This window comes from Pseudomonas sp. BIOMIG1BAC (assembly GCF_001705995.2).
GTDB lineage: Bacteria > Pseudomonadota > Gammaproteobacteria > Pseudomonadales > Pseudomonadaceae > Aquipseudomonas > Aquipseudomonas sessilinigenes.
The window spans coordinates 6,213,186-6,237,103 of sequence record NZ_CP049045.1 but is presented as its reverse complement, the minus strand read 5'-3'; the positions used below and the strand labels follow the sequence as shown (position 1 = coordinate 6,237,103).

Below are 23,918 nucleotides of genomic sequence, written 5' to 3'. Positions count from 1 at the left end.
GAATAGAGGTTCCAGAGCCTTTTGGAATAAGTCATGCAGCACTGATCAACTGGAACGCGACGCTGAACATCATCACGGCTACCAGCAGGTCCAGAACCCTCCAGGTTCCAGGGCGGGCCAGCCATGGAGCGAGCCATGCAGCCCCCAGGGCCAGGGTGAAGAACCACAGCAGCGAAGCGCTGGCCGCACCCACCACATAGGCCCCAGGCTCGGTCTGTTGCGCCCCCAGCGAGCCGATCAGCAGTACCGTGTCCAGGTATACGTGGGGGTTGAGCAGGGTCACCGCCAGGGCACTGAGCATCACCGCTCGCAGCGAGCGCACGGTCTGTCCATCGCCTTGCTCGAGGCTTTGCTTCGAACAGGCCCGGCGCAAGGCCTGGGCGCCGTACCAGATCAGGAACGCCGCGCCGCCCCAGCGCGCCACTGCCAGTAGCGTCGGGCTCTGGGTGAGCACGGTGGCCAGGCCGAAGACCCCGGCAGCCACCAGCAACGCATCGCAGGTGACACACAGCGCGGCCACCGGCAGGTGGTGTTCGCGGCGCAGGCTCTGGGCCAGGACGAAAGCGTTCTGGGTGCCGATGGCCATGATCAGGCCTGCGGCCACCAGCAGGCCGTTTACATAGCTTTGCCACATTATCAGTGCTCCTCGCCGGCTGCCAGTCGTTGCAATACCTGCATGGCTTTCTGGGCATCGGCCAGGCCAACGAACAGGTGATCGTGGTAGTAGCCGGCAATCACGTTGCAACTGATCCCGGCCTGGCCCAAGGCACCGGCAAAGGCGGCGGTCAGGCCCACGGCTTGCAACGCCGAGTGCACCTGGAGGGTGATCCAGGCCGCCACGTAGTCGAAGCCCAGGCCGAGGCGTTCAGCCTGCTGGCGCTGGAGGATCACCGTCAGGCCCTCGCGTTCGTGAAAGCTGCCCAGCACCTCGCAATCCTGCAACAGGCTGCGATCGGTGATGGAGCAGAACACGTACTCACCGTCGTTGAGCTGCGGGCTCATGCTGCGCAGCAGGGTTGTGAGGGAAGTTTCACCGGTCATGAAGAAAGTCCTTGAGCGAAGAGGCGATACACACGCTTTGTGCTGGCTATTTTCCGGTGCCTGGCTGTATAAGAAAAACCAATAGTGCTGATCTCTCATTAGGAAAACTGATGTTCGACTACAAACTGCTTGCCGCATTTGCCGCGGTGATCGAACAGGCAGGATTCGAACGGGCAGCCCAGATACTGGGCTTGTCGCAGTCGGCTATTTCCCAGCGCATCAAACTGCTGGAAGCCCGGGTCGGCCAACCGGTCCTGGTGCGAGCAGCGCCTCCGACCCCGACCGAGATCGGCCGGCGCCTGCTCAACCATGTCCAGCAGGTGCGCCTGTTGGAACGCGATCTGCAGAGCCTGGTGCCGTCCCTGGACGAAGAGGGGCTACCCGAGCGCCTGCGCATCGCACTGAACGCCGACAGCCTGGCCACCTGGTGGGCAGAGGCGGTGGGGGATTTCTGCGCCGAGCATCACCTGCTCCTGGACCTGGTGGTGGAAGACCAGACGGTGGGCCTCAAGCGCATGCGGGCCGGGGAGGTGGCGGCCTGTGTCTGTGCCAGCGAGCGGCCGGTAGCCGGGGCCCGTAGCCTGTTGTTGGGGGGGATGCGCTATCGGGCCTTGGCCAGTCCGGCGTTCATTGCCCGGCATTTTCCCCAGGGTGTACGTGCCGAGCAGTTGGCCCGGACCCCGGCGCTGGTGTTCGGCCCTGATGATTTCCTGCAGCATCGCTACCTGGCGTCCTTGGGGGTCGATGGTGTTTTCGAGCATCATCTGTGCCCTTCTTCCGAAGGGTTCATTCGCCTCACGGAAGCTGGGCTCGGCTGGGGGCTGGTGCCCGAGTTGCAGGTTCGCGAGCAGATGCAGCGTGGCATCCTGCTGGAATTGCTACCGGACAAGCCCATCGATGTGCCGTTGTACTGGCATCATTGGCGTAATGGCGGGCAACTGCTGGCACAGCTCACCGAACACCTGGCACGTTTATCTGCACAATGGCTGGTGCCCTGGGAGCAGCCGTAAGCGTCAAGCGACAAGCTGCAAGCAGACAGTTTGCGCACTGATTTTTAACTTGCAGCTCGTAACTCGTCACTGCTTTCTTAGGAATATTTCATGAAGATTCTGGTCACCGGCGCAAGCGGCTTCATCGGCGGGCGCTTTGCTCGTTTCGCCCTTGAGCAGGGCCTGGAGGTGCGGGTCAATGGCCGGCGCGCCGAAGCCATGGAGCACCTGGTACGCCGTGGTGCCGAATTCGTCCAGGGAGACCTTGGGGACGCCGATCTGGTGCGCGAGCTGTGCCGTGACATCGACACCGTGGTGCATTGCGCGGGTGCCGTAGGCCTGTGGGGACGCTACCAGGACTTTCACCAGGGCAATGTGCTGGTCACCGAGAACGTGGTCGAAGCCTGCCTCAAGCAGCGAGTCCGGCGCCTGGTGCACTTGTCCTCGCCCTCGATCTACTTCGATGGCCGCGATCACCTGGGCTTGACCGAAGAACAGGTGCCCAAGCGCTTCAAGCACCCTTATGCCGCCACCAAGTACCTGGCCGAGCAGAAGGTTTTCGGGGCCCAGGAGTTCGGCCTTGAAGTCCTGGCCTTGCGCCCGCGCTTCGTCACTGGCGCCGGCGACATGAGCATTTTCCCCAGGCTCCTGAAGATGCAGCGCAAGGGGCGCCTGGCCATCGTTGGCAATGGCTTGAACAAGGTCGACTTCACCAGCGTGCACAACCTCAATGACGCCCTGTTCAGTTGCCTGCATGCCAGCGGCTCGGCCCTGGGCAAGGTCTACAACATCAGCAACGGGGCCCCGGTGCCATTGTGGGATGTCGTCAACTATGTGATGCGCCAGATGCAGGTGCCGCAGGTCACCCGTTATCGTTCCTATGGCCTGGCGTACAGCGTGGCGGCGCTCAATGAGGGTTTTTGCCGGATCTGGCCGGGGCGTCCCGAACCGACCCTGTCGCGCCTGGGCATGCAGGTCATGAACAAGGACTTCACCCTGGACATCAGCCGGGCCCGGCATTACCTGGACTATGAACCCAAGGTCAGCCTCTGGGCTGCCCTGGACGAGTTCTGCAGTTGGTGGAAGGCCCAGGACATAAGCTGAAATCGAACACGGAACCGGGTTCGCCCGCTCCTGTCCATTGGCCGGATGATCTGGCGGTTTATACTCGCCGCATCCTGCCCATACCGCGGTTCAGAAAGGTTGCCCCATGCGTAACGATGCACACGATGACTTCGACGATATTCCAAGCCTGCGCGCCGAGCCTCTTGATGACGATGTCCTCCCCACGCCCAGTGCTGTTCGCGAGCGCACCGCTGCACCTTTGCGCAACGCGCCAGCGGCCAAGAAGCCCAAGGGGGCCGGCACTGGCCCATTGTGGGCGTTGGTGGGGGCGTTGTTCTTCGCGTTCATCGGCCTTGCCTGGTGGAGCTTCCAGCAGATCTCGCTGATGGAGCAGCAGTTGGTGGCGACCCAGGAGAGCTTCGCCAGGATCAGCGAGGAGGCAGCCGGACGCCTGCAGGACATCTCCGGCAAGGTAGTGGCCAGCCAGACCAATGTCATCACCGATAACGAGGCCTTGAAGCTGCAGATCAAGCAGCTGGAAAGCCGCTTGCAGGACCAGGGGCTGCAGCAACAGGGCGTAGCCGGCCAGGCCACTGACCTGGACAAGCGCCTGGAACAGATGAGCACCCAGGGGACCGAGCAGCAGGCAGCCAACGTGCAATTGCAGGCCCAGGTAAAAGCCCTGGGAGCCGAGTTGGCGAGCCTGAAAGGGGCCCAGGCCGATGGCGACAAGGTCGACGCCCAGCTCAAGAGCCTGGGCACCGAGCTGGCCGCGCTGAAGAAGCAAGGCAACCCTGGGGCGGCCATCGAGCGCCTGGAGCAGGACATGATCGTGCTCAAGAGCCAGCAGGACAATCGTCCCGCGGCCGCACAGAACGGTGCCAGCACCGCCGAGTTCGACGCATTCCGTGGCCAGGTCACTCGCAACATCAATACCCTGCAAAGCCAGATCCAGAACCTGCAGCAGCAGATCAACACCCGTCCCTGACCGATCAGGCCCTGCTACACCAAGTGGCGGGGCCTGAGGCCGGTTTGCTGAATGTTCATCCATAGCCTGTAGCCGTCTACGCTTGTCGAACGCCAATCGGAACGAGGAGTGGGCGATGAAGGGGTTGCGCAAGGGTATTTGGCTGCTCTGGCCACTGTTGTTGTGCATGAGTGCGCTCCAGGCCGCGCCGGAGAACGATGACGGGGTGGCAGCCCGGGCGTTGCTGGAGAAGGCCCTGCGTTACTACCGGGAGCAGGGCGACAAGGCATTCGCTGCGTTCAGTCGCCAGGGCGAGTTCGTCGATCGGGATCGCTATGTCTTCGTGGTGGACACCCGCGGCGTGATGCTGGCCAGCGGTGGACCGTCGTCGGCGTTGATCGGCCGCGATGTGTCCCAGGTACTGGGGCAAGATCTGCGCAAGGCTTTCAAGGATGCACTGCAGACCCCGGAGCAAAACGGCATTCAGCAAGCCGAGTACCGCTGGCAGAACTGGGCGGATGGCAAGGTCGAACGCAAGCACGTGTACTTCCAGCGCGTTGGCGATCGTATCCTCGCAGTGGGTTACTACCTGCCCCGGGCGTCGGCCGAGCAGGCCAGGGCACTGCTGGAGCGGGCGGCGACGGCCTTGGGCACTGACCAGCCGGGCACGCTCAAGGCCATCAATGACCTGCAGGGCGGTTTCATCGAGGATGACTTGTATGTGTTCGTGGTCAGCCTCGACAGTCGGCGCTACCTGGCCCACGGCACCAACCTGCGCTTGCTCGATACCGACTTCGCCAAGGTCAAGGACCCCCAGGGCAAACCGGTGGGCGAGCCGATGCTGGCGCTGATGGCGCGCCAGGACCAGGGCGAGTACCTCTATCGCTGGAAGAACCCGGTGACCGGCAAGGTCGAGGACAAGCACGCTTATCTGCGCAAGGTGGGCAACCTGCTGGTGGCGGTGGGGTACTACAGTCCTTGAGTGGTGGGGCGCCTGTTCAACGGGCCTTGTCTTCGCGTCCGCGCAGCAGGCGGTTGGGCATGGCGAGCGCTGCGACCAGCCCCAGCAGGGATACTCCGGCACTGACCAGCAGCAGGTGCCGGAAAGTCAGCAGCAACTCCGCTCGCAGTGCGTCTCGTGCCGGGCCGGGGGCGGCGTTCAGGCCTTCGAGCAAGGCATTGCCGGAGTGCCCTTCGCTCATCAGCCCACTGCCCAACTGCGCCAGGCTCGAATCCTGCAGCAAGGCCAGCAGCAATGCCGACATCAGCGCCACACCCACCGCGCCACCCAAGGCTCGGAACAGGTTGGTGGTACTGGTGGCGACCCCAATGTCACGTTGTTCCACCGCGTTCTGGGTGCCTACCAGTGACGTGGGGAACTGCATGCCGCTGGCGATTCCGCAGAGCAGCATGAACAGGGCACTGAGCAATTCTGCCTGGGGGGCAATCAACGCCATGCCGAGAATCGACACCGGCATCAGCAGGGCCCCGGTGAGAATCATCGGTTTGTAGCGGCCAGTCACCGAAGTCAGGCGTCCGGCGCAGTAGGCGCCCATGGGCAATCCCATGGCCAGGGGTAGCAGGTGCAGGGCGGCGCTGTCGGCCCCGGCCCCGGTGATGCTCTGGAAGCGCAGGGGCATCAGGACGATCAGTGAAATAGCCTGGAAGCTGGTGAAGAAGATCGTGCACCAGCACAACAGGGCATTGCGGTTGGCGAACAGGTGCATCGGCAACAGCGGCTCACGGGCCCGACGCTCATGCCAGACGAAAACCGCCAGGACAAGGGTGGCGATACCCAGTAGATCGAGCACTTGGGCGCTGCGCCAGGAGTATCCCTGGCCGATCTGCGTGATACCCAGCAGCAAGGCACTGAGCCCGATGATCAACAGCAGCGTGCCGAGGTAGTCGATGATCGGTTTGCGCTGGGGAACCGGCAGTCCTACCAGGGTACGGTAGGCGACCCACCAGGCTCCCAGGCCCAGGGGCAGATTGATCAGGAACACCCAGCGCCAGGACAGGAACTCGGTCATGTAGCCGCCCAGCACGGGGCCGGCGACGCTGGCTACCGCGTACATGCTGCTGAAGTAGCCCTGGTAGCGACCGCGTTCCCGGGGCGGGACGATGTCGCCAATGATGGCCTGGCTCACCGAAATCATGCCGCCAGCACCGATGCCTTGGAAAATCCGTGCCAGCACCAGTTGCTCCATGTTCTGGGCCAGGCCACAAAACAGCGAGGCCAGGGTGAACAGTCCCATGCCGAACAGCATCAGTCGGCGTCGACCGTAGAGGTCACCGAGCTTGCCGTAGATGGGCACGGCGACGGTCATCGCCACCATGTAGCCGGAAATGACCCAGGCCAGCAGGCCGACATCCTTGAATTGAGCCGAAATGGCCGGCATGGAGACAGCGACGATGGTTTGGTCCAGGGCGCCGAGAAAGATCGCCAGCATCAACGCGACCAGCACGCTGCGTATCGCCGGAGTGGAGGAGGCAGGTTGTTGGAGATGGGACACGAAAGAACCTGTGGGGCAGTGATCGATCCGGCATGGCCGGGAGACATGGGGCCCAGTGTACTAAATAGGTGCCTACTAGATAGCCGTGCAAGGAAGTTCCTGACAGTTATTTCATGAACGTACCCAGGCACCGCCGCGAGCGGATTGCGGCTGCCTCAAGAGGGGGATGGTTGTTCTTTTGAATGGTGAATGCGACGCATTCTGTATAGTGTTCGGGCTTTGCGGTTGTGCCCGAGGGGAGCGGCAGGTGTATTAATTTATGTTACCTGAGCTTGCTTTTTCCCCTGGCGAATCCGTCAATTGATCAATACCTATCGATGGGTATCCACGCTCCCTGTTCCTGGGAGTGCTGATTGTCCTTCTCACCGAGGCCCGGACTGTAGTGAACAAGCCAGCCCTTGCGTCCATTCCCGTGTTCAAACTCTATGGCGAAGACCTGGAGTGGCCCACTCCCGATCTGTTGCACTGCGAGAGCATCAGCCAGCGAGGTCGAGAGTTCCAATGGGAGATCAAGCCTCATCGGCATGCCGACCTGTGCCAGTTGTTGTTCCTGTGCCGGGGGCAGGCAGAGTTGCAGGTCGAGGAGCGGCGGATCCTGTTGGAGACGCCGACGATCCAGGTCCTGCCACCGTTGTCGGTCCACGGCTTTCGTTTTTCCGAAGATGTCGAAGGCCATGTGGTGACCCTGGCGGCGCCGCTGGTGAGTCATCTGCAGGCGCGCCTGGGGCAGGTACAGGATGTCCTGGCAACGGACGCCAGCTATCCGGTGGGAGTCGATGCCCAATACCTGGAAAGCTTGTTCCATAGCCTGCAGGACGAGTACCAGGGGCAGCAGCCCGCCCGGGAAATGCTCATGCACGCCCTCGTGGACATGATCGTGGTATGGATCGGGCGCCAGGCGCTGCTGCGTAGCAATGCCGGTCAGCGCCCACAGCGGTCACGGGAGTACTTCAACGGCTTCATGCAACTGGTGGAAGCCCACTATCGCGAGCATGTGAAGGTAGAGGACCTGGCACACAGGCTGGGTATCTCCGTGTCGCACCTCAATGGCACCTGTCGCGAGCTGGCAGGGCAGCCGGCATTGCAGATCATGCACGAGCGCCAATTGCTCGAAGCCAAGCGCCTGCTGACCTACACCAGGATGACCATCTACGAGATTTCCGCCGAGTTGGGGTTTTCCGACCCAACCAATTTCACCCGGCTGTTCCGGCGCCGGGTAGGCATCTCGCCCAAGGTCTTCCGCGATCAGCTCAAGGCCGAGCAGGCCGGCGACCGCGGCTCCCTGTCGCTTACCTGAGGGCGTTCAGGGTCGCGTTGTGGGGGATGCAGCGTTCCAGGTTGCAACTGGCATAGGCACGGGGCTGCATGCGGGCCTGTTCGACGCGATAGGCAGCGGTGCCGTATAGCGCCAGGGTCACGGTGCAGGTCATGAAGATGGCCAGGTACCTTCTTGTCTTGACGTTCATGGCGATGACCTCTGAACCGGTGCTTGGGTATTTTCCAAAGCACTGTTATCAGAATAGGTCAGCGACCGGGGGGCTGCTCCGTATGTTTGGCTGGGTATTCAGCAAATGGATCGGGATGCGCAACCAGCCACTTGGTGCGTCCTACAGGCCTTCGTCCCAGAGTGGTTCCTGGGGAAACCTCAGGACCAGGAAATCCAGCATGCTGCGCAAGGTGGCCGGCATGTGCTTGCGCGAGGCATAGACCGCATACATGTTCATCCTGCGGGGCTCGGCATTGGCCAGCAGGCGCACCAGCTCCCCGCGCTTGATGTATTCGCCTGCCTGGTAGCTGGGCAGCATGGCGATCCCGGCGCCGGCCATGGTCGTGCGCAGCAGGGTGCTGGCTTCGTTGGCGCTGATGTTGCCTTGCACCGGTACTGACACCGACTCGCCGTCCTGCTCGAAGTGCCACAGGCTCTTGCCGAAGTAGGAATGGGTCAGGCAGTTGTGCTGGCTCAGTTCCTCGACCTTTTGCGGGGCCGGATGTTGTTGCAGGTAAGCGGGCGATGCGCAGATCACCGAGCGGCAGACGGTCAGGCGCCGGGCAATCAGGTTCGGGTCCAGGTCGTTGCTCGTGCGGATCGCCAGGTCGATCCGCTCATCCACCAGGTTCACCGTGCGATCGAGCATCTGCAGGTCGATGCTCACCGCAGGATAACGCCTGACGTATTCAGCCATGGCGTCGGCCAGTTGCGCTTGGCCGAAAGACGTACTGACGCTGATGCGCAACAGCCCGCGTGGGACATCGTCGGGTTCACCGACCGCTGCCTGCATGTCGTTGGACAGCTCCAGCATCTGTCGGCAACGGGGCAGGATCTCCCCGCCGGCGGCAGTCAGGCTGAGCTTGCGTGTGGTGCGGTGCATGAGACGGGCGCCGACCCAGTCCTCCAGTTCTGCCAGGTAACGCGAAACCACGGGGCGCGACAGGTCCAGGTGATCGGCGGCGGCCGATTGGCTGCCCAGGTCGACGACCGTGACGAAGACTCGCATTGCTTGGAGACGATCCATGATTTGCCCGCTTTCAGAAACAAACTATGTCCAAGCATCGCATTTTTTGTGACGAGTCTGGCAACTAAGCTTGCTTCACTGTCAATCAAGTCAACAGACGCCGGAGCTGCCCCATGATCGGATTCACTTCATTCAAACGCCTGCTGCTGGCCACCGCTGTCCTGGGTTTTGCCGCCCATGCCGCAGCCGCCGAACCCGCCCTGCAACTGGACGTCTACAACCCCGGCAGCAACGCCATCTTCCCGGTCAGCTCGGTGCTGGTCAGCGGCAAGAAGGACGCGATCCTGGTGGACGCCCAGTTCGGCAAGTCCCAGGCCCAGCAACTGGTGGACAAGATCCGCGCCAGCGGCAAGCACCTGACCACGATCTACATCAGCCATGGCGATCCGGATTACTACTTCGGCCTCGACACCCTGACCAGTGCCTTCCCGGACGCCAAGGTCGTGGCCTCGCAGCCGACGGTCGAACACATCAAGGCCACCGTCGAAGGCAAGCTGGCCTTCTGGGGCCCGCAAATGGGCGCTGACGTTCCAGCCAAGACCATCGTGCCGAGCGTGCTCGAGGGCCACAGCCTGACTTTGGAAGGGCAGAAGCTCGACGTCATCGGCCTGGATGGCAAGCAACCGGATCGCAGCTTTGTCTGGATTCCCTCGATCAAGGCGGTGGTCGGTGGCGTGGTGGTCTCGGAGAACATCCATGTGTGGATGGCCGATACCCAGACTGCCCAGTCCCACCAGCAGTGGTTGAAGACCCTCAAGACCATCGAAGGTCTCAAGCCCAAGACCGTGATCCCCGGGCACTACCTGGGCGACAGCGCGCGCTCCTTGAAGCCGGTGCATTTCACGGCGGACTACATCAAGGCCTTCGATGAGGAAACCGCCAAGGCCAAGGACTCCGCGGCGCTGATCGCCGCCATGAAGAAGCGTTACCCGGACCTGGGCGAGGACAGTTCGCTGGAGCTGAGCGCCAAGGTCGCCAAGGGCGAAATGAAGTGGTGAAACCTTCCTGATCCCCCGCTCCCGGACCGGGAGCGAGGGGCGCTGTACTCTCTTTGCCAACTGGAGAATCGTCATGAGCAAGATCGCAATCATCGGTGCCACCGGCCGGGCCGGTAGCCAACTCCTGGAAGAAGCCCTGCGTCGTGGCCACAGCGTCACCGCCATCGCCCGCGACACCACGAAGATCGGCCAGCGGGCCGGGGTCGTCAGCCGTGCTGTGGATGTGGCCGATAGCGCCGCGCTGCAAGCGGCCGTGGCAGGTCATGACGTGGTGCTCAGCGCCGCGCATTTCGCCCCCATCGCTGCCAGCGCCATCATCGATCCGGTGAAGAAGGCCGGGGTCAAGCGCCTGCTGGTGGTGGGCGGTGCCGGTTCGCTGTTGCTGCCGGGTGGCGGCAAGGTCATCGACAGCCCCGGTTTCCCCGAGGAATACAAGGCCGAAGCCAGTGCCGGCGGAGTGTACCTGGAGACCTTGCGCAAGGAGCAGGATCTGGACTGGACCTTCCTCTCGCCGTCGGCGGAGTTCGTCGAAGGCGAACGCACCGGGAAGTTCCGCCTGGGCCAGGACGACCTGCTGGTCAGCGCCGAAGGTCGTAGCTGGATCAGCTTCGCCGACTACGCCATCGCCATGCTCGACGAAGTGGAAAAACCGGTCCACGTGCGCCAGCGCTTCACCGTCGGCTACTGATCCGGCTAACGGGCTCTAGCGGCTGCACCTCCCGGTGTAGCCGCCAGGGCTTGCGAGGCTGCAGGGTCTGAATCAGTAACTTGCGGCTGCGCAGGGCCTCAGGTCAGAGGCGGCGCACTAGCGCTGGTGCGCCTGTTCCACCAGCCAGTCCAGTAACTCCAGCAATTGCGCCGAAGGCCCCGGACGTTCCGGGTAGACCAGGTAATAGGCCTGGCCCGTCGGTATCTTCAATTCGAATGGCATGACCAGCCGTCCGGCGCTCAGGTCATCGCCAATCAATGCCCAATCGCCCATCGCCACCCCGGTCCCCTGGGACGCCACCGACATCGCCAGGTCCAGGGTCTCGAAATGCTGGCCCTTGCCCAGGGTATTGAGCGGTGTGCCCGCCGCTTTCAGCCAGCGTTGCCAATCCCTTTGGTCATGGGATGGATGCAATAACAGATGGTGCTGCAGGTCCGCAGGGGTCCTGAGCGGTGTCGGGCCCTCCATCAGCGGGCGCGAGCACACCGGGGTCAGTTGTTCATTGAACAGGTGCCGCGAGCCGAGGTTCGGGGAGGGCGGGGCACCGTACATCACCGCGGCATCGAACGGCTCGCGGGTGAAGTCCACGCCGTGCTGGATGGTGGTGGTCAGCTGCACCGGCACTTCCGGCCGTTCCTTCTGCCATTGCAACAGGCGTGGCAGCAGCCAGCGCATGGCGCAGGTCGGGGCCTTGAGGCGCAGGTTGCGGCTGCGGCTGCCGATCTCGTCCACCGCGCCATTGATCAACTCGAACACCTGCTGCACCCGTGGCAGCCACTCCAGGCCTTCGGCCGTCAGGCTCAAGCCACGGGCCTGGCGCTGGAACAATGGGTAGCCCAGGTGGCTTTCCAGCCCGGCGATCTGCCGGCTCACCGCGCCCTGGGTGATATGCAATTGCTCGGCGGCACGGGTGAAGTTGCAGCACTGGGCGGTGACCAGGAAGGTGTGCAGCGCGGGCAGGGGAGGCAGGCGTTTCATGGAGGGCCAGGCATGACGTGAGGACATGGCTAGTATGACTTTTTATCCATTGTTCCGGCTACCGGCGCGCCGTTCCAATAGCCCCCTTCCGGCGTCTACGGGTGTTTCCCGGCCGAGCGGTATCAACCAACAAGAAAGGGCGATGAGATGGCGACATGTGGCGAAGTACTGGTCAAGTTACTCGAGGGGTATGGGGTCGAGCAGGTGTTCGGCATCCCTGGAGTGCATACCGTCGAGTTGTATCGGGGCCTGGCCCGTTCCTCCATCCGCCACGTCACCCCGCGCCATGAGCAAGGCGCCGGCTTCATGGCCGACGGCTACGCCCGCACCAGCGGCAAGCCTGGGGTGTGCTTCATCATCACTGGCCCTGGCATGACCAACATCACCACCGCCATGGGCCAGGCCTATGCCGATTCGATCCCGATGCTGGTGATCTCCAGCGTGCAGACCCGCAGCCAGCTGGGCGGCGGGCGCGGCAAGCTCCACGAGTTGCCGAACCAGAGCGCCCTGGTCGGTGGCGTGGCAGCGTTCTCCCATACGCTGATGTGTGCTGATGAGTTGCCGGTGGTGCTGGCCCGGGCCTTTGCCCTGTTCCAGGCCGGTCGTCCGCGCCCGGTGCATATCGAGATTCCCCTGGATGTACTGGTCCAGGATGCCGACCACCTGCTGGCCAGCGAGCCGGTACAGATCGCCCGGGCCGGCGCCGCCCCGGCGGCCGTGGCGCAGATGGGCCAGTTGCTGGCGACGGCCAAGCGTCCGCTGATCCTGGCTGGCGGCGGCGCCATCGATGCCGCCGCGTCCCTGACCCAGCTCGCGGAACTGCTGCAGGCGCCGGTGGCCTTGACCATCAACGCCAAGGGCATGCTGCCATCGGCGCATCCGCTGCTGATCGGTTCGACCCAGTCGCTGGTGGCCACCCGGGCCCTGGTGGCCCAGGCCGATGTGGTGCTGGCCATCGGCACCGAACTGGCGGAAACCGACTACGACGTGACCTTCGCCGGTGGCTTCGAGATTCCCGGCACGCTGTTGAGGATCGATATCGATGCCGACCAGACCGTGCGCAACTACCCGCCGAAAGTCGCGCTGGTAGCCGATGCCGATATCGCCGCCCAGGCCTTGCTGGCGGAGCTGTCGCGCCAGACCTTGGCTGAGCGCAGCCATGACTGGGGGGCTGTGCGTGCCGACGCCTTGCGCCAGGAGCTGGAGGGTCTTTGGGATGTCCCGACCCGGGCCCAGACCCTGCTTTTGCAAACCGTGGTCGAAGAGTTGCCGGAGATCGTCCTGGTGGGCGACTCCACCCAGCCGGTATACAGCGGCAACCTGACCTTCAACCCCGACCAGCCACGGCGCTGGTTCAACGCTTCCACTGGCTACGGCACCTTAGGTTATGCCTTGCCGGCGGCCATCGGCGCCTGGCTTGGCGGCGGCTCGAGCCCGGCCCAGCGGCGGCCGGTGGCCTGCCTGATCGGTGACGGTGGCTTGCAGTTCACCCTGGCGGAACTGGCCTGCGCCGTGGAAGCGCAGACCCCGGTCATCGTCCTGCTGTGGAATAACCAGGGGTACGAAGAGATCAAGAAGTACATGGTCAATCGCGCCATCGAGCCGGTAGGCGTGGATATCTACACACCGGACTTCGTCGCGGTGGCCAAGGGCCTGGGGTGCGCTGCCGAGCACGTCGACAGTGTTGCGCAACTGCGGGCGGCCTTGCGCCTGGCGGTCGATCGCCAGGGCCCGAGCCTGATTGAAATCGACCAGAATCGCTGGACCCAGGGAGTACAGGCATGACTACGCAACCCATGCTGGACGGCCTCTACATCGGCGGCCAATGGTCGGCGGGCACTGAGCATTTGCAGGTGATCAACCCGGCGACAGAAACCCTGTTGGCGCAAGTGGCGGGCGGTGGCCCCGACGCGGTGGACCAGGCGTTGTGTGCCGCCACCGTCGGCTTGCAGCACTGGGCCCGCAGCAGCGGAGCGGAGCGTGCCCGGGTACTGCGCAAGATCGCCGCCGGCGTGGCGGCCCGTCGCGAGCGCTTGATGCACCTGCAATCGAGCAACAACGGCAAGCCCCAGGCCGAGGCGGCCATGGACGTGGACGATGTCATCGCCACCTTCGATTACTACGCCGAACTGGCCGAGGGCCTGGACGCCCGCCAGGATGCCGAAGTGGCACTGCCCAGCGAGGATTTCAGTGCCCGCCTGCGACGTGAGCCCTGCGGTATCGTCGGGTTGATCGTGCCGTGGAACTTCCCCATGGTCACCACGGCCTGGAAGCTTGCGCCGGCCCTGGCGGCAGGTTGCAGCGTAGTGCTCAAGCCCTCGGAAGTCACACCGCTGCCAGAGCTGGAACTGGCGGCGATCATCGCTCAGAGCGGTTTGCCCCAAGGCGTGTTCAATCTGGTCTGCGGCACCGGCCTGGCAGTGGGTGCGCCTTTGGCGGCGGACCCGCGAGTGGCGAAGATCTCCTTCACCGGCAGCAATGCGGTGGGTGTCCAGGTCATGCAGCGGGCGGCGGAAACCATCAAGGGCGTAAGCCTGGAACTGGGCGGCAAGTCGTCCTTGCTGGTGCTGGCGGATGCCGACCTGGAGCTGGCGGTGGAATTGGCCTGCGGCGGTGGATTCTTCAACGCCGGGCAGATGTGCTCGGCCACCAGTCGCGTGCTGGTGGCCGATGAGCTGGCTGATGAGTTCCTCCTGCGGCTCAAGGCCAGGGCCGAAGCCATTCGCGTGGCCGACCCGTTCGATGCCCTGGCTGGCATGGGGGCCCTGGTCAACCAGGCGCAATACCAGCGAGTGCTGGGGCACATCGAGCGGGGCGTGAACGCCGGTGCCAAACTGGTGTGCGGTGGTGGTCGCCCGGCGCACTTGCCACAGGGCTATTTCATCGAGCCTACGGTGTTCTCCGAGGTGCCGCTGGACAGTGCCCTGTGGCGCGAGGAAATCTTCGGCCCGGTACTGTGCGTACGCCGTTTCGGCAGCCAGCAGGAGGCCATCGAGCTGGCCAACGATAGCGAGTTCGGGTTGGTGGCCAGTGTCGTGGGGGCGGATGTATCCAATGCGGAGGGCGTAGCCAATGCCTTGCAGGCAGGCCTGGTATGGATCAACGCACCCCAGGTGATCTTTCCCCAGACGGCCTGGGGCGGCTACAAGCAGAGCAGTATCGGCCGCGAACTGGGCCCTTGGGGGCTACAGGCCTTCCAGGAGATCAAGCACGTGGTTCGTGCGCGCTAGTCCAGCTTCAGCCCCCCACCCGCAGGCGCACCATGTCCCGTAGGGGCGGTGCGCCAAACAGGCGGCTGTACTCACGGCTGAACTGCGAAGGGCTTTCATAACCCACTCGGTATCCTGCTGCCGAGGCCTCCAGGCCTTCGGCCAGCATCAGCCGGCGGGCTTCCTGCAGGCGCAACTGCTTTTGGTACTGCAACGGACTCATGGCCGTCATCGCCTTGAAGCGATGGTGCAGGGTCGACACGCTCAGGTTCACCTCGCGCGCCAGCTCATCGATGCGCAACGATTGCTCGAAATTGCCATTGAGCCACTTGATCGCCTGGTTGACCCGGTGGCTCTGGCTATTGGTGGTGGCAATCTCGTACAGGCGATGGCCCTGGGGGCTGCACAGCAGGCGGTAGAGGATTTCCCGGCGTACCAGGGGCGCCAGCATGGGGATGTCCTTGGGGGTGTCCAGCAGGCGGGTCAGGCGCAGCACCGCATCGAGCATCGCAGGGTCCAGGCGCTCCACGTACAGGCCACGCCCGGTGGGCCGAGTGGGCACGCCGAGGGGGCCGGCATCGGCGATCAGGGCATTGATCTCGCCGGGGTCGATGTCCAGGCGCAAGGCCAGGATCGGTTCCTCGGGGGAAACGATCGCCACCTTGCCGCTCAGGGGGACGGCAACCGAGACCACCAGGTAGTTCAGGGGATCGTAGTTGTAGGTCTCGTCGGCCAGGCGCACCTCCTTGCGACCCTGGGCCATGATGCACAGGGCCGGCTGGGCCAGTACCGGGGCGAACTGGTGGGTATGGCTGTGGCGCGAGGCGAACAGCGAATCGATGGCGGTGGCATGGCTGCCGTCATCGACGGTGTGGCGATCGATGATCGCCGCCAGTTCCACACGCTGGCGTTCCATCTCCGGGGCCAGCGGGGCCGGCAGGTTTTCCAGGGATGACATGGGGGCGGCCTCTGGGGTTGCGATTGGCACAGCTTAAGATTGTGCAAGCAGGGAGGCTAGGTCGATCCTGCGTAAAACTTGCCTGATCCTGCTGCTTGCGCGCGTGATGAACAGGGCAAGCCCTTGGTCCGGTATTTCACTTGCTTGAAACAACGTTGTAGCCCATTTGTCGTATCGCGCCGGGCTGACTACGCGGCAGCGGGCGATATCGCAGGATTGTGCAAATCAGCAGCAGGAATCGACTAACGTCGTTCGATGGCCACCCCGTATCGTTGCATCCTGTCGCAGCCCGTCCCCCGGCTGCCTCGATGACACCTGGGAGGGTCGCACATGTCCACGCATATTCCCGTCAGCCACATGGCCTTCGTCCGTGCTCGTGCCGGATATTCCAAGGAACTGGGCGCACGCCTGTGCAGCCTGATCGAACCCTCTCGCCAGGCACCTGGCTGCCTGCATTTCGCCTTGCAGCTTTCACAGTGCGACGCCGATCTTTGGTTGGTGTCAGGGTTCTGGAGCAGTCAGCAGGCAATGACCGCGTACTTCAAGTCGCCGGCCATGGAGATCTTCAGTGAGTTGGTCCGGGACCTGGTGGTCAACAGCCTGGACCTGCATACCTTCAATACCGTCTCGGCCTTGGAGCTGCCGGGCGAGTACCCTCAGTTGCACTGCGTGCCGGTGCACAAGCTGGCCAGCTGAGGGTTTAGAATGGTCGACTTTTCATTGGCCAGGACCCGCAACATGGCACGCAAAGAGTTCGCACACTACGAAGCCGTTTCCGCTGTAGTTCCAGGAGAGGGGGGATACAGCGCCGCCATCGCCGTCAAGGCCCTTGGCGCTTCCGGGGCGCCGCGTTTTCACAAAGTCCTCGACGCTGAGACATTCAAGACCGCCCATGACGCCGACCAGGCTGCCGCGCAACAGCTGGAGCAGTTGATCGACGTCGACGCCGACGGTCAATTGTGCTGGAACGCTATCTGACCGCTCCCGGGCGGTACATCTTGAACAGGGCCTCTGGCCCCAGTTGGAAATAATCCGCCGGGCCGCCGCCGCGCAGAATGGGTTCTGCCGCGGCGGTGTCATAGATCCCGTCCTTGAGCAGCCACTTGGCGATATGCACGGCGACCACTTCGCCGAGGATCAGCCAGCTCGGCACCAGCTCCTTGTCCGCCCGTTGCAGCTGAATGATCTGGGTGACCTTGCATTCGAAGGACACCGGGCTTTCGGCTACCCGCGGTACGGCAATGACGTTCGAGGCCGCGGGCGTGAGGCCCGAGAGGGCGAATTCGTCGATCTCGGGAGCCACCGCGGCGCAGCTCTGGTTCATCTGCTCGGCCAGGGGGCGGGTCGCCAGGTTCCAGGCGAATTCACCGGTCTGTTCGATGTTGTTCAGGCTGTCCTTACGTCCGACGCTGGAAAATCCGATGATCGGCGGGATGTAGTTGAAGGCGTTGAAGAAGCTGTAGGGCGCAAGGTTCAAGCGACCCTCGCTGTCCTGGGATGAGATCCAGCCAATGGGGCGCGGGCCGACGATGGCGTTGAACGGGTCATGAGGCAGACCGTGGCCCAGGGCGGGTTCGTAGTAGTGGATATCGTCGGGCATGGCTCGCGGTTCCTGCTGGGAGCTTTAGGGGGCGCCATAGTGCAGTGCGCATCCTGTGAATTCCAGCCTCGTGCCACAGGATTTTCCAGCCTGAAAAGATCGAGCCCGGCAGAGGTGCCGGGCTGGGGTGTCCGAAGGAACGATCAACCGATGTTGGCGGAACCGGTGCGGTCATAGCCATCGGCAGCGAAGGTGGCGGAACCGGTGCGGTCGTAGCCATCGGCGGCGAAGGTGGCGGAACCGGTGCGGTCATAGCCATCGGCAGCGAAGGTGGCGGAACCGGTGCGGTCGTAGCCATCGGCAGCGAAGGTGGCGGAACCGGTGCGGTCATAGCCGTCGGCGGCGAAGGTGGCGGAACCGGTGCGGTCATAGCCGTCGGCAGCGAAGGTGGCGGAACCGGTGCGATCGTAGCCATCGGCGGCGAAAGTGTTGGCAGCCAGTACCGACAGGGTCAGGGCAAGGATCAGTTTGCTTTTCATGAGGGTGACTCCGATGGGGTGTTGGTGTTGGGCTTGAAGTGAATCCTACTCCGATGAAATTGATTTAAAATCGCAAAAAAACACTAATAAAAATCAACTTAATCGATATGTTTTTCACCGTAGAACACCTGCACATAGGGATACAGCTTCCGGCCCAATAGGGCCCAGGTTTCACGCCGGGTCAGGTAGCAGGCTAAGTAACCAGCGTTAACTGATCGTTAATTGATCAATCGCCGGGTGAAAATGGCCCTTCAACGGTTTTTTCATTCAAGCCCTACCTATTTTTCACCCAAGGACGTTCAGCCTCCGCGCAGGCCTGCAAACCAAGACAGGCTGCCTTGAATGCGACCCTTGGAGCTCTCTCGTCAATGAACAAACTTCCCCAGATCACCCTGGCCTTCTGGGTCATGAAAATCTGCGCGACAACCCTGGGCGAAACCGCAGGTGACCTGCTGTCGATGACCCTCAACGTGGGGTACGCCATCAGTTCGATGATCCTGATCAGCGTGTTCCTGCTGACCCTGGTGACTCAGTTGTTTTCCAAGAGCTACAACCCGGTGCTGTACTGGATCGTGATCCTGTCCACCAGCACGGCGGGTACCACCATGTCGGATTTCATGGATCGCACCCTGGGCTTGGGGTACGCCAGTGGTTCGTTGATCCTGATCGCTATCCTGGCGGCGATCTTCGCGGTCTGGCGCCTGAGTGGCGAATCGCTGAATGTGAACCGGGTCCAGGGTTTTCGTGGCGAGCTGTTCTATTGGCTGGCGATCCTGTTTTCCAACACCCTGGGCACCGCCCTGGGCGATTACCTGGCGGACGATTCCGGGCTGGGCTTCGCCGGTGGAGCGCTGTTGATCGGCTCGGCCATCGCTCTGGTCGTCGTCCTCAAGTACTGCACCAAGCTCTCGCCCGTGCTGCTGTTCTGGGTGGCCTTCGTGCTGACCCGGCCATTTGGCGCGACCCTGGGCGACTTCCTGACCAAACCCCATGAAAAGGGTGGCCTGGACTTCGGTACGGTCGGCTCGTCGGCGGTGTTGGCGGGAATTCTGCTGGTGCTGATCGTCGGCGCTTGCTGGGCGCAGGGCCGTGATGCGCGTCAGGGAGCGGCGCAGTTGTCTTGACCCTGATGGCTGCTCCAGTCGCGCGCGACAGGCAGAAACAAGCGCCCGGGCCTTGCACCCGGGCGCTTTGTCTTGTCAGTCGGTTTCGATGCGCGAGTGCTTTCTGGTGTCTTTCATGGTCGCGTAGACCAGCAGCGAGCAGGCGATACAGGCAGTGACGTACCAGTAGTAGCCGGTTTCCATGCCGATGCTCTTGAACCACAAGGCGATGTACTCCGCAGTACCACCGAATACCGATACCGTGAGTGCATAGGGCAGGCCTACGCCCAGGGCGCGGATCTCGGTAGGGAACAGCTCCGCCTTGACCACCGCGTTGATCGAGGTGTAGCCACTGACAATGATCAGGGCGGCCATGATCAGGAAGAACGCTCCCCACCAGGTCTGGATGGTATGCAAGGCGGTGAGGATCGGGACGGTAAACAGTGTGCCGAGGATCCCGAAGGCGATCAGGATCGGACGGCGGCCGATCTTGTCGGACAGCCCACCGATCACCGGTTGCAAGCACATGAACAGGAACAGGGTGGCTGCGGAAATGGTGGTGGAGTCGGAAATGCTCATGCCGACGGTGTTCACCAGGTATTTCTGCATGTAGGTGGTGTAGGTGTAGAAGGCCAGGGTGCCGCCCATGGTCAGGCCGACCACGGTCAGCAATTCCTTGGGATGGCGCATCAGGGTGCGCATCAGGCTTTCCTTGGGTTTCTCCTTCTTCTTGGCGAAGGATTCGGTCTCTTCCATGCCGCGCCGCAGGTACAGCGCTACGATGGCGCAGAGTGCGCCGATGCCGAAGGGAATCCGCCAGCCCCAGGACTGCAGCTCTTCGGTGGTCAATACGTTCTGCAGGACAATCAGCACCGCCAGGGCGATGAGCTGGCCGGAGATCAGGGTGACGTACTGGAAGCTGGAGAAGAAACCACGGCGTTCCTTGGTCGCCATCTCGCTCAGGTAGGTGGCGGAGGTGCCATATTCTCCCCCTACCGACAGGCCCTGCATCAGGCGCGCCAGCACCAGCAGGATCGGAGCGCCGACGCCGATGGTCTCGTAGCCAGGGGTCAGGGCGATGATCAGGGAGCCTGCGCACATCAGCAGTACCGACGCCATCAACGCGGCCTTGCGTCCCTTGCGGTCGGCGTACAGGCCCATCAACCAGCCGCCGATCGGCCGCATCAGGAAACCTACGGCGAAGATTGCGGCAGTATTGAGCAACTGCGCGGTGGTATCGCCCTTGGGGAAGAAGACTTTAGCGAAGTACAACGAGAATGCGGCGTAGACGTACCAGTCGTACCACTCGACCATGTTGCCGACCGAACCGCTGAAAATCGATTTCAGGCGGCTGGCGGTGGTCTTTTCCTGGGCAGGCGCGGCGGCCGACCCGGCAGGCAGGGTATTGGAGATTTCCATCACGAACCTTCTATTCATTGTTGTTGTGGAGTGCGCGCAAACGCAGCCTGCCAGGGCTATAGCAGGAGCTGTGCCAGGAGCGAGAAGCCCGGTCTAGAAGGGTTGAGGTGAAAAATTGAGCGGAAATCCGCCTATCGCCAAGGGCTGGATAAGCGGAAAATTGCCGAGTTGAAGGGGGAGGGTTGCAGGCGGCCAGGCAGCCCTGGCGCTTAGCTGTTTTTGACGAACGTTTCCCGGCTCAGGCCATGGCGCTGCATTTTTTCGTTGAGCGTGCGACGGGGCAGTTGCAGTTCGTGGAGTACCGCCTTGATCTCGCCCTTGTGCCGGGTCAGGGCAGCGCGCAGGCACTGGGCCTCGAAGGCTTCCTGCTGGGCGGCCAGGGACTGCCCGGTTTCCATCACGAATTCGGCGTGTTGCTCCTCCAGCCCCAGTACCTGGCGCTCGGCGGCGTTGGCCAGCTCGCGGACGTTACCCGGCCAGTCATGGCTGAGCAGGCGACTCAATTGCGGGCCGGTGAGCGCCTTTGTGCTGCGTCCCAGGCGGTGGGCGGCGTGGCGGGCAAAGTGTTCATAGAGCAGTGGAATGTCTTCGCGGCGTTCACGCAGCGGCGGCAGGCGCAACTGGGCAACGGTCAGGCGATAGGCCAGGTCTTCGCGAAAGCGCCCGGCCCGGGCCTCCTCCAGCAGATCGGGCTTGGTGGCGGCGATGATTCGCAGGTCCACCTTGATGCTCTGGTTGGAGCCCAGGCGCTCGAGCTTCTGCTCCTGTAATACCCGCAACAGCTTGACTTGCTGGGCCAGGGGCATGCTCTCGATCTCGTCGAGAAACAAGGTGCCACCATCGGCGTACTCCAGCTTACCGACGCGCTTGCCCTGGGCACCGGTGAACGCGCCGCTTTCATGGCCGAACAGCTCGGCCTCGAACAACTGCTCGGGAATCGCCGCGCAGTTCAGGGCCACGAAGGGCTTGGCGGCGCGAGGGCCAAAATCATGCAGGCAGCGGGCGATCAGCTCCTTGCCGCTGCCGGTCTCACCGCGCACCAGCACGTTCACCGGCAAGGGGGCCAGTTCCAATACCTGGCGGCGCAGGGTCTGCAGGGCGGGGGAGGCGCCCAGCAGGGTGGCATCGAGTTTGGCCCGGCTGTCGGCCTGCTGGTGCAGCCGGCGGTTTTCCAGGACCAGGGCGCGCTTGTCCAGGGCACGGCGCAGGCTGTTGAGCAGGGTCTGGGGGCTGAAGGGTTTTTCCAGGAAGTCGTAGGCGCCATCGCGCATGGCTTCCACGGCCATGGGCACGTCGCCGTGCCCCGTCAGGAGAATGATCGGCAGTTCCGGGTCCAGGCCCTGGACCTGGGCCAGCAACTCCAGGCCACTGATGCCGGGCATGCGCACATCGCTGAGAATGACCCCGGGGAAGTCCCGTGGCAGTTGCGCCAGGCACTCTTCGGCGCGGCTGAACAGCTGCACTTCGAAGCCCGACAGGTCCAGCCACTGTTCGATGGCAGTGCGGATGCTGGCCTCGTCGTCCACCACGATCACCGAGTTCAGCATTGGATGTGCGCCTCCAGGTCGATGGGCAGGCTCAGGGTGAACACCGCGCCCTGGTCCTGGTTGGCGACGCTCAAGCGTCCGCCCAGCTCATGGACGATAGCGTATGAAACCGCCAGTCCAAGCCCCAGTCCGTCGCCCACCGGCTTGGTGGTGAAGAACGGATCGAACACGCTCAACAGGTGCTCCTCGGCGATCCCGCCGCCCGTGTCGCTCACACGCAGTTGCCACAACTGGTCTTCGGCGTCGAGGCTGATCCGCAGGTGCTTGAGGGGTTTGTCCTGCATGGCGTCGAGGGCGTTGCGCAGCAAGTTGATCAGCACCTGCTCCAGGCGGATCGCATCGCCACGGACCCAGGCCGGGCGAGTCAGGTGCAGGGCCACTTCGATGTCTTCGTTGCGCAGGCGGGCTTCGAGCAGGTGCAACGATTGGTCGACTACCGCGGCCAGGTCCAGGCGTTCGCGCAGGCCGCTGGGGCTCTTGCGGGCGTAGGTCTTGAGGTGGCTGGTCAGGGCCGCCATGCGGGTCAGCATGTCGTCCAGGGGGCGCAGGGCCTTGTAGGCGTCGTCCACCCGACCGTGCTCCAGTAGCAGCCGCAAGGTGGCGAGCTGCATGCGCTGGGTGGTCAGGGGCTGGTTGATTTCGTGTGCCAGGGCTGCGGACATCTGGCCCAGGGCCGCGAGCTTGGCCGATTGCACCAGGCCTTCCTGGGCGGTGCGCAGGTCACGGGTACGCTCTTCCACCAGGCGCTCCAGCTCCTTGCGGTTGCGCTGGCGCAGTTTGCCCAGGCGCCAGCGCTGATTGAGAAACAGCAGCAGGAACACCAGGGCCAGCCAGGCACCTGCCGCCGCCAGGCCGGCATTGCGGCTCTCTTCGAAGGCACTGGCTGGCTTGCGTAGCAGGTGCAGGGTCCAGCCCTCGGTCTCGAGGGGTAGCGATTCCCAGAGATAGTTGGTCGCACCTTCGTCGCCCTGGACCCGGATCAGGCGGCTGTTATCGGCGAATTGCTGCAGGGTCGCATGTTGCAGTGGAGCCAGCAGTTGCTTGTCGTATTGTCGGGTGAGCCTGATGTCTTCCAGGTCGTTGCTCGACAGCGGTTGCAGGTGTCGGTAGCGCCAGCCCGGCTGGTTGGCGATGAACACAATACCCCGGGCATCGCTGACCAGGAGGGTGTCGTTACCCTGGCTCCATTCATGTTCGAGTTCGGGAAACTCCAGCTTGACCACCATGGCCCCGAGGAACTCATCGTTATCGGCCTTGACGGCGCTGGCCAGGAAATACCCGGGGATGCCACTGGTCACGCCGATGGCATAGAAGCGCCCGCTGCCTTGGCTGCGGGTCTGCTTGAAATAGGGGCGAAAGCTGTAGTTGTGGCCCACGTAGCTGCTGGGCAGGCGCCAGTTGCTGGCGGCTACGGCCAGGCCCTCATGGTTGAGCAGCTCCAGGGTAGAGGAGCGGGCGGCGCCGTTGATCTTCTCCAGCTTGCGGTTGAGCGTTTGCTGGGTTTCTGGCGTCACCGGGCCCTGCAGGGCTGAGCGCAGCTCCGGGTCCAGCGCCAGTACTGCCGGCAGGGCCCGATAGCGTTCGATCAGGGTATGCAGGGAGTTGGCATACAGTCCCAATTGCTCGTTGGCCCGTGCGGCTTCTTCCTCCAGGGTCTGGCGTTCGGCATGGCGCATGGCCAGGCCGGCGCTGATGACGGTGCCAGCAAGAATCACCAGGATGTAGAACGTCAGGCGAAGGGAGCGTGAGATCTGGGCCATGGGTCGGGGCAGGCTGCAATGGGGGCGGGAACGATAGCATGAGCGCCGGGAGGAACGTTGATCGCGGACA

General features: G+C 63.3%; 24 protein-coding genes. 12 read left to right on the top strand and 12 right to left on the bottom strand.

What is annotated here, in order from left to right; genetic code table 11:
- Nucleotides 1-31 precede the first annotated feature (31 nt).
- Nucleotides 32-634 (bottom strand): LysE/ArgO family amino acid transporter, encoded by a 603-nt coding sequence (locus ATY02_RS28885; RefSeq protein ID WP_068585090.1) that lies wholly within the window; start codon nucleotides 632-634, stop codon nucleotides 32-34.
- A 2-nt stretch (nucleotides 635-636) separates the two neighbouring features.
- Nucleotides 637-1,041 (bottom strand): ACT domain-containing protein, encoded by a 405-nt coding sequence (locus tag ATY02_RS28880; RefSeq protein ID WP_068585095.1) that lies wholly within the window; start codon nucleotides 1,039-1,041, stop codon nucleotides 637-639.
- A 110-nt stretch (nucleotides 1,042-1,151) separates the two neighbouring features.
- On the opposite strand from ATY02_RS28880, the gene ATY02_RS28875 reads away from it, so the two are divergent.
- The 4 genes from ATY02_RS28875 to ATY02_RS28860 all read left to right on the top strand — a co-directional run bounded on the left by ATY02_RS28875 (nucleotide 1,152) and on the right by ATY02_RS28860 (nucleotide 5,044).
- The gene (locus ATY02_RS28875; protein WP_068585098.1) at nucleotides 1,152-2,051 is read left to right on the top strand and encodes a LysR family transcriptional regulator ArgP; all 900 of its coding nucleotides are present in this window, start codon (nucleotides 1,152-1,154) and stop codon (nucleotides 2,049-2,051) included.
- Nucleotides 2,052-2,141: 90 nt separating this feature from the next.
- A complete protein-coding gene (locus ATY02_RS28870) occupies nucleotides 2,142-3,134 on the top strand; it encodes an NAD-dependent epimerase/dehydratase family protein (RefSeq protein ID WP_068585101.1) in 993 nt (330 codons plus the stop codon).
- 106 nt (nucleotides 3,135-3,240) lie between these two features.
- Complete coding sequence (locus ATY02_RS28865) at nucleotides 3,241-4,083, top strand: ATPase (protein WP_068585103.1); 843 nt, start codon at nucleotides 3,241-3,243, stop codon at nucleotides 4,081-4,083.
- Between the two features lie 115 nt (nucleotides 4,084-4,198).
- Nucleotides 4,199-5,044 carry a cache domain-containing protein gene (locus tag ATY02_RS28860; RefSeq protein WP_068585106.1) on the top strand — a complete coding sequence of 282 codons (846 nt, stop codon included), beginning with the start codon at nucleotides 4,199-4,201 and terminating at the stop codon, nucleotides 5,042-5,044.
- Between the two features lie 16 nt (nucleotides 5,045-5,060).
- On the opposite strand, the gene ATY02_RS28855 is transcribed toward ATY02_RS28860, so the two are convergent.
- Nucleotides 5,061-6,575: an MDR family MFS transporter gene (locus ATY02_RS28855; RefSeq protein ID WP_068585109.1), complete on the bottom strand. Its 1,515-nt coding sequence runs from the start codon at nucleotides 6,573-6,575 to the stop codon at nucleotides 5,061-5,063.
- A 382-nt stretch (nucleotides 6,576-6,957) separates the two neighbouring features.
- Here ATY02_RS28855 and ATY02_RS28850 point away from each other — a divergent pair, with 382 nt between their 5' ends.
- Nucleotides 6,958-7,872: a helix-turn-helix domain-containing protein gene (locus ATY02_RS28850; RefSeq protein WP_068585112.1), complete on the top strand. Its 915-nt coding sequence runs from the start codon at nucleotides 6,958-6,960 to the stop codon at nucleotides 7,870-7,872.
- Here ATY02_RS28850 and ATY02_RS28845 read toward each other — a convergent pair.
- A complete protein-coding gene (locus tag ATY02_RS28845) occupies nucleotides 7,865-8,041 on the bottom strand; it encodes a hypothetical protein (protein ID WP_164487314.1) in 177 nt (58 codons plus the stop codon). The genes ATY02_RS28850 and ATY02_RS28845 overlap by 8 nt on opposite strands.
- Before the next feature lie 141 nt (nucleotides 8,042-8,182).
- The gene (locus ATY02_RS28840) at nucleotides 8,183-9,088 is read right to left on the bottom strand and encodes a LysR family transcriptional regulator (protein ID WP_068585115.1); all 906 of its coding nucleotides are present in this window, start codon (nucleotides 9,086-9,088) and stop codon (nucleotides 8,183-8,185) included.
- A gap of 113 nt (nucleotides 9,089-9,201) precedes the next feature.
- Here ATY02_RS28840 and ATY02_RS28835 point away from each other — a divergent pair, with 113 nt between their 5' ends.
- Nucleotides 9,202-10,086: an MBL fold metallo-hydrolase gene (locus tag ATY02_RS28835; RefSeq protein ID WP_068585118.1), complete on the top strand. Its 885-nt coding sequence runs from the start codon at nucleotides 9,202-9,204 to the stop codon at nucleotides 10,084-10,086.
- Between the two features lie 73 nt (nucleotides 10,087-10,159).
- Nucleotides 10,160-10,774, top strand: coding sequence for an NAD(P)-dependent oxidoreductase (locus ATY02_RS28830; protein ID WP_068585121.1), 615 nt, complete (start codon nucleotides 10,160-10,162; stop codon nucleotides 10,772-10,774).
- Between the two features lie 117 nt (nucleotides 10,775-10,891).
- On the opposite strand, the gene ATY02_RS28825 is transcribed toward ATY02_RS28830, so the two are convergent.
- Entirely contained in the window at nucleotides 10,892-11,773 is an 882-nt protein-coding gene (locus ATY02_RS28825; protein ID WP_068585124.1) for a LysR substrate-binding domain-containing protein, read from the bottom strand.
- Nucleotides 11,774-11,920: 147 nt separating this feature from the next.
- Between ATY02_RS28825 and ATY02_RS28820 the strand changes: the two genes are divergently transcribed.
- Both ATY02_RS28820 and ATY02_RS28815 read left to right on the top strand, forming a co-directional pair.
- Nucleotides 11,921-13,558 carry a 5-guanidino-2-oxopentanoate decarboxylase gene (locus tag ATY02_RS28820; protein WP_068585127.1) on the top strand — a complete coding sequence of 546 codons (1,638 nt, stop codon included), beginning with the start codon at nucleotides 11,921-11,923 and terminating at the stop codon, nucleotides 13,556-13,558.
- A complete protein-coding gene (locus ATY02_RS28815; RefSeq protein ID WP_068585130.1) occupies nucleotides 13,555-15,003 on the top strand; it encodes an aldehyde dehydrogenase family protein in 1,449 nt (482 codons plus the stop codon). Before ATY02_RS28820 ends, ATY02_RS28815 begins: the two co-directional genes overlap by 4 nt.
- A gap of 7 nt (nucleotides 15,004-15,010) precedes the next feature.
- Here ATY02_RS28815 and ATY02_RS28810 read toward each other — a convergent pair whose 3' ends face one another.
- Nucleotides 15,011-15,940: an AraC family transcriptional regulator gene (locus tag ATY02_RS28810; RefSeq protein ID WP_068585133.1), complete on the bottom strand. Its 930-nt coding sequence runs from the start codon at nucleotides 15,938-15,940 to the stop codon at nucleotides 15,011-15,013.
- A 330-nt stretch (nucleotides 15,941-16,270) separates the two neighbouring features.
- On the opposite strand from ATY02_RS28810, the gene ATY02_RS28805 reads away from it, so the two are divergent.
- Together ATY02_RS28805 and ATY02_RS28800 are read left to right on the top strand one after the other, a co-directional pair.
- Nucleotides 16,271-16,636 carry an antibiotic biosynthesis monooxygenase family protein gene (locus ATY02_RS28805; RefSeq protein WP_068585136.1) on the top strand — a complete coding sequence of 122 codons (366 nt, stop codon included), beginning with the start codon at nucleotides 16,271-16,273 and terminating at the stop codon, nucleotides 16,634-16,636.
- A gap of 9 nt (nucleotides 16,637-16,645) precedes the next feature.
- Nucleotides 16,646-16,918 carry a hypothetical protein gene (locus ATY02_RS28800; RefSeq protein WP_068585139.1) on the top strand — a complete coding sequence of 91 codons (273 nt, stop codon included), beginning with the start codon at nucleotides 16,646-16,648 and terminating at the stop codon, nucleotides 16,916-16,918.
- Here the strand turns inward: ATY02_RS28800 and ATY02_RS28795 are convergent.
- Together ATY02_RS28795 and ATY02_RS28790 are read right to left on the bottom strand one after the other, a co-directional pair.
- The gene (locus ATY02_RS28795; protein WP_068585141.1) at nucleotides 16,911-17,540 is read right to left on the bottom strand and encodes a flavin reductase family protein; all 630 of its coding nucleotides are present in this window, start codon (nucleotides 17,538-17,540) and stop codon (nucleotides 16,911-16,913) included. The two genes, ATY02_RS28800 and ATY02_RS28795, sit on opposite strands and share 8 nt — an antisense overlap.
- 143 nt (nucleotides 17,541-17,683) lie before the next feature.
- On the bottom strand, nucleotides 17,684-18,019 hold the full coding sequence (locus ATY02_RS28790; RefSeq protein WP_058435739.1) for a hypothetical protein: 336 nt from the start codon (nucleotides 18,017-18,019) through the stop codon (nucleotides 17,684-17,686).
- A gap of 368 nt (nucleotides 18,020-18,387) precedes the next feature.
- Between ATY02_RS28790 and ATY02_RS28785 the strand changes: the two genes are divergently transcribed.
- Nucleotides 18,388-19,143 (top strand): hypothetical protein, encoded by a 756-nt coding sequence (locus tag ATY02_RS28785; protein ID WP_068585148.1) that lies wholly within the window; start codon nucleotides 18,388-18,390, stop codon nucleotides 19,141-19,143.
- Between the two features lie 75 nt (nucleotides 19,144-19,218).
- Here ATY02_RS28785 and ATY02_RS28780 read toward each other — a convergent pair whose 3' ends face one another.
- From ATY02_RS28780 to ATY02_RS28770, 3 genes are all read right to left on the bottom strand, one after another.
- Entirely contained in the window at nucleotides 19,219-20,541 is a 1,323-nt protein-coding gene (locus ATY02_RS28780; RefSeq protein ID WP_068585151.1) for an MFS transporter, read from the bottom strand.
- A gap of 209 nt (nucleotides 20,542-20,750) precedes the next feature.
- The gene (locus tag ATY02_RS28775) at nucleotides 20,751-22,088 is read right to left on the bottom strand and encodes a sigma-54-dependent transcriptional regulator (protein ID WP_068585155.1); all 1,338 of its coding nucleotides are present in this window, start codon (nucleotides 22,086-22,088) and stop codon (nucleotides 20,751-20,753) included.
- A complete protein-coding gene (locus ATY02_RS28770; protein WP_068585158.1) occupies nucleotides 22,082-23,848 on the bottom strand; it encodes an ATP-binding protein in 1,767 nt (588 codons plus the stop codon). Before ATY02_RS28770 ends, ATY02_RS28775 begins: the two co-directional genes overlap by 7 nt.
- Between the last annotated feature and the right edge of the window lie 70 nt (nucleotides 23,849-23,918).

What these genes read in the sequence shown, in the direction of transcription:
- ATY02_RS28885 (WP_068585090.1), bottom strand. Translation starts at nt 634, where the DNA reads ATGTGGCAAAGCTATGTAAACGGCCTGCTGGTGGCCGCAGGCCTGATC.
- ATY02_RS28880 (WP_068585095.1), bottom strand. Translation starts at nt 1,041, where the DNA reads ATGACCGGTGAAACTTCCCTCACAACCCTGCTGCGCAGCATGAGCCCG.
- ATY02_RS28875 (WP_068585098.1), top strand. Translation starts at nt 1,152, where the DNA reads ATGTTCGACTACAAACTGCTTGCCGCATTTGCCGCGGTGATCGAACAG.
- ATY02_RS28870 (WP_068585101.1), top strand. Translation starts at nt 2,142, where the DNA reads ATGAAGATTCTGGTCACCGGCGCAAGCGGCTTCATCGGCGGGCGCTTT.
- ATY02_RS28865 (WP_068585103.1), top strand. Translation starts at nt 3,241, where the DNA reads ATGCGTAACGATGCACACGATGACTTCGACGATATTCCAAGCCTGCGC.
- ATY02_RS28860 (WP_068585106.1), top strand. Translation starts at nt 4,199, where the DNA reads ATGAAGGGGTTGCGCAAGGGTATTTGGCTGCTCTGGCCACTGTTGTTG.
- ATY02_RS28845 (WP_164487314.1), bottom strand. Translation starts at nt 8,041, where the DNA reads ATGAACGTCAAGACAAGAAGGTACCTGGCCATCTTCATGACCTGCACC.
- ATY02_RS28840 (WP_068585115.1), bottom strand. Translation starts at nt 9,088, where the DNA reads ATGGATCGTCTCCAAGCAATGCGAGTCTTCGTCACGGTCGTCGACCTG.
- ATY02_RS28835 (WP_068585118.1), top strand. Translation starts at nt 9,202, where the DNA reads ATGATCGGATTCACTTCATTCAAACGCCTGCTGCTGGCCACCGCTGTC.
- ATY02_RS28830 (WP_068585121.1), top strand. Translation starts at nt 10,160, where the DNA reads ATGAGCAAGATCGCAATCATCGGTGCCACCGGCCGGGCCGGTAGCCAA.
- ATY02_RS28825 (WP_068585124.1), bottom strand. Translation starts at nt 11,773, where the DNA reads ATGAAACGCCTGCCTCCCCTGCCCGCGCTGCACACCTTCCTGGTCACC.
- ATY02_RS28820 (WP_068585127.1), top strand. Translation starts at nt 11,921, where the DNA reads ATGGCGACATGTGGCGAAGTACTGGTCAAGTTACTCGAGGGGTATGGG.
- ATY02_RS28815 (WP_068585130.1), top strand. Translation starts at nt 13,555, where the DNA reads ATGACTACGCAACCCATGCTGGACGGCCTCTACATCGGCGGCCAATGG.
- ATY02_RS28810 (WP_068585133.1), bottom strand. Translation starts at nt 15,940, where the DNA reads ATGTCATCCCTGGAAAACCTGCCGGCCCCGCTGGCCCCGGAGATGGAA.
- ATY02_RS28805 (WP_068585136.1), top strand. Translation starts at nt 16,271, where the DNA reads ATGTCCACGCATATTCCCGTCAGCCACATGGCCTTCGTCCGTGCTCGT.
- ATY02_RS28800 (WP_068585139.1), top strand. Translation starts at nt 16,646, where the DNA reads ATGGTCGACTTTTCATTGGCCAGGACCCGCAACATGGCACGCAAAGAG.
- ATY02_RS28795 (WP_068585141.1), bottom strand. Translation starts at nt 17,540, where the DNA reads ATGCCCGACGATATCCACTACTACGAACCCGCCCTGGGCCACGGTCTG.
- ATY02_RS28790 (WP_058435739.1), bottom strand. Translation starts at nt 18,019, where the DNA reads ATGAAAAGCAAACTGATCCTTGCCCTGACCCTGTCGGTACTGGCTGCC.
- ATY02_RS28785 (WP_068585148.1), top strand. Translation starts at nt 18,388, where the DNA reads ATGAACAAACTTCCCCAGATCACCCTGGCCTTCTGGGTCATGAAAATC.
- ATY02_RS28780 (WP_068585151.1), bottom strand. Translation starts at nt 20,541, where the DNA reads ATGGAAATCTCCAATACCCTGCCTGCCGGGTCGGCCGCCGCGCCTGCC.
- ATY02_RS28775 (WP_068585155.1), bottom strand. Translation starts at nt 22,088, where the DNA reads ATGCTGAACTCGGTGATCGTGGTGGACGACGAGGCCAGCATCCGCACT.
- ATY02_RS28770 (WP_068585158.1), bottom strand. Translation starts at nt 23,848, where the DNA reads ATGGCCCAGATCTCACGCTCCCTTCGCCTGACGTTCTACATCCTGGTG.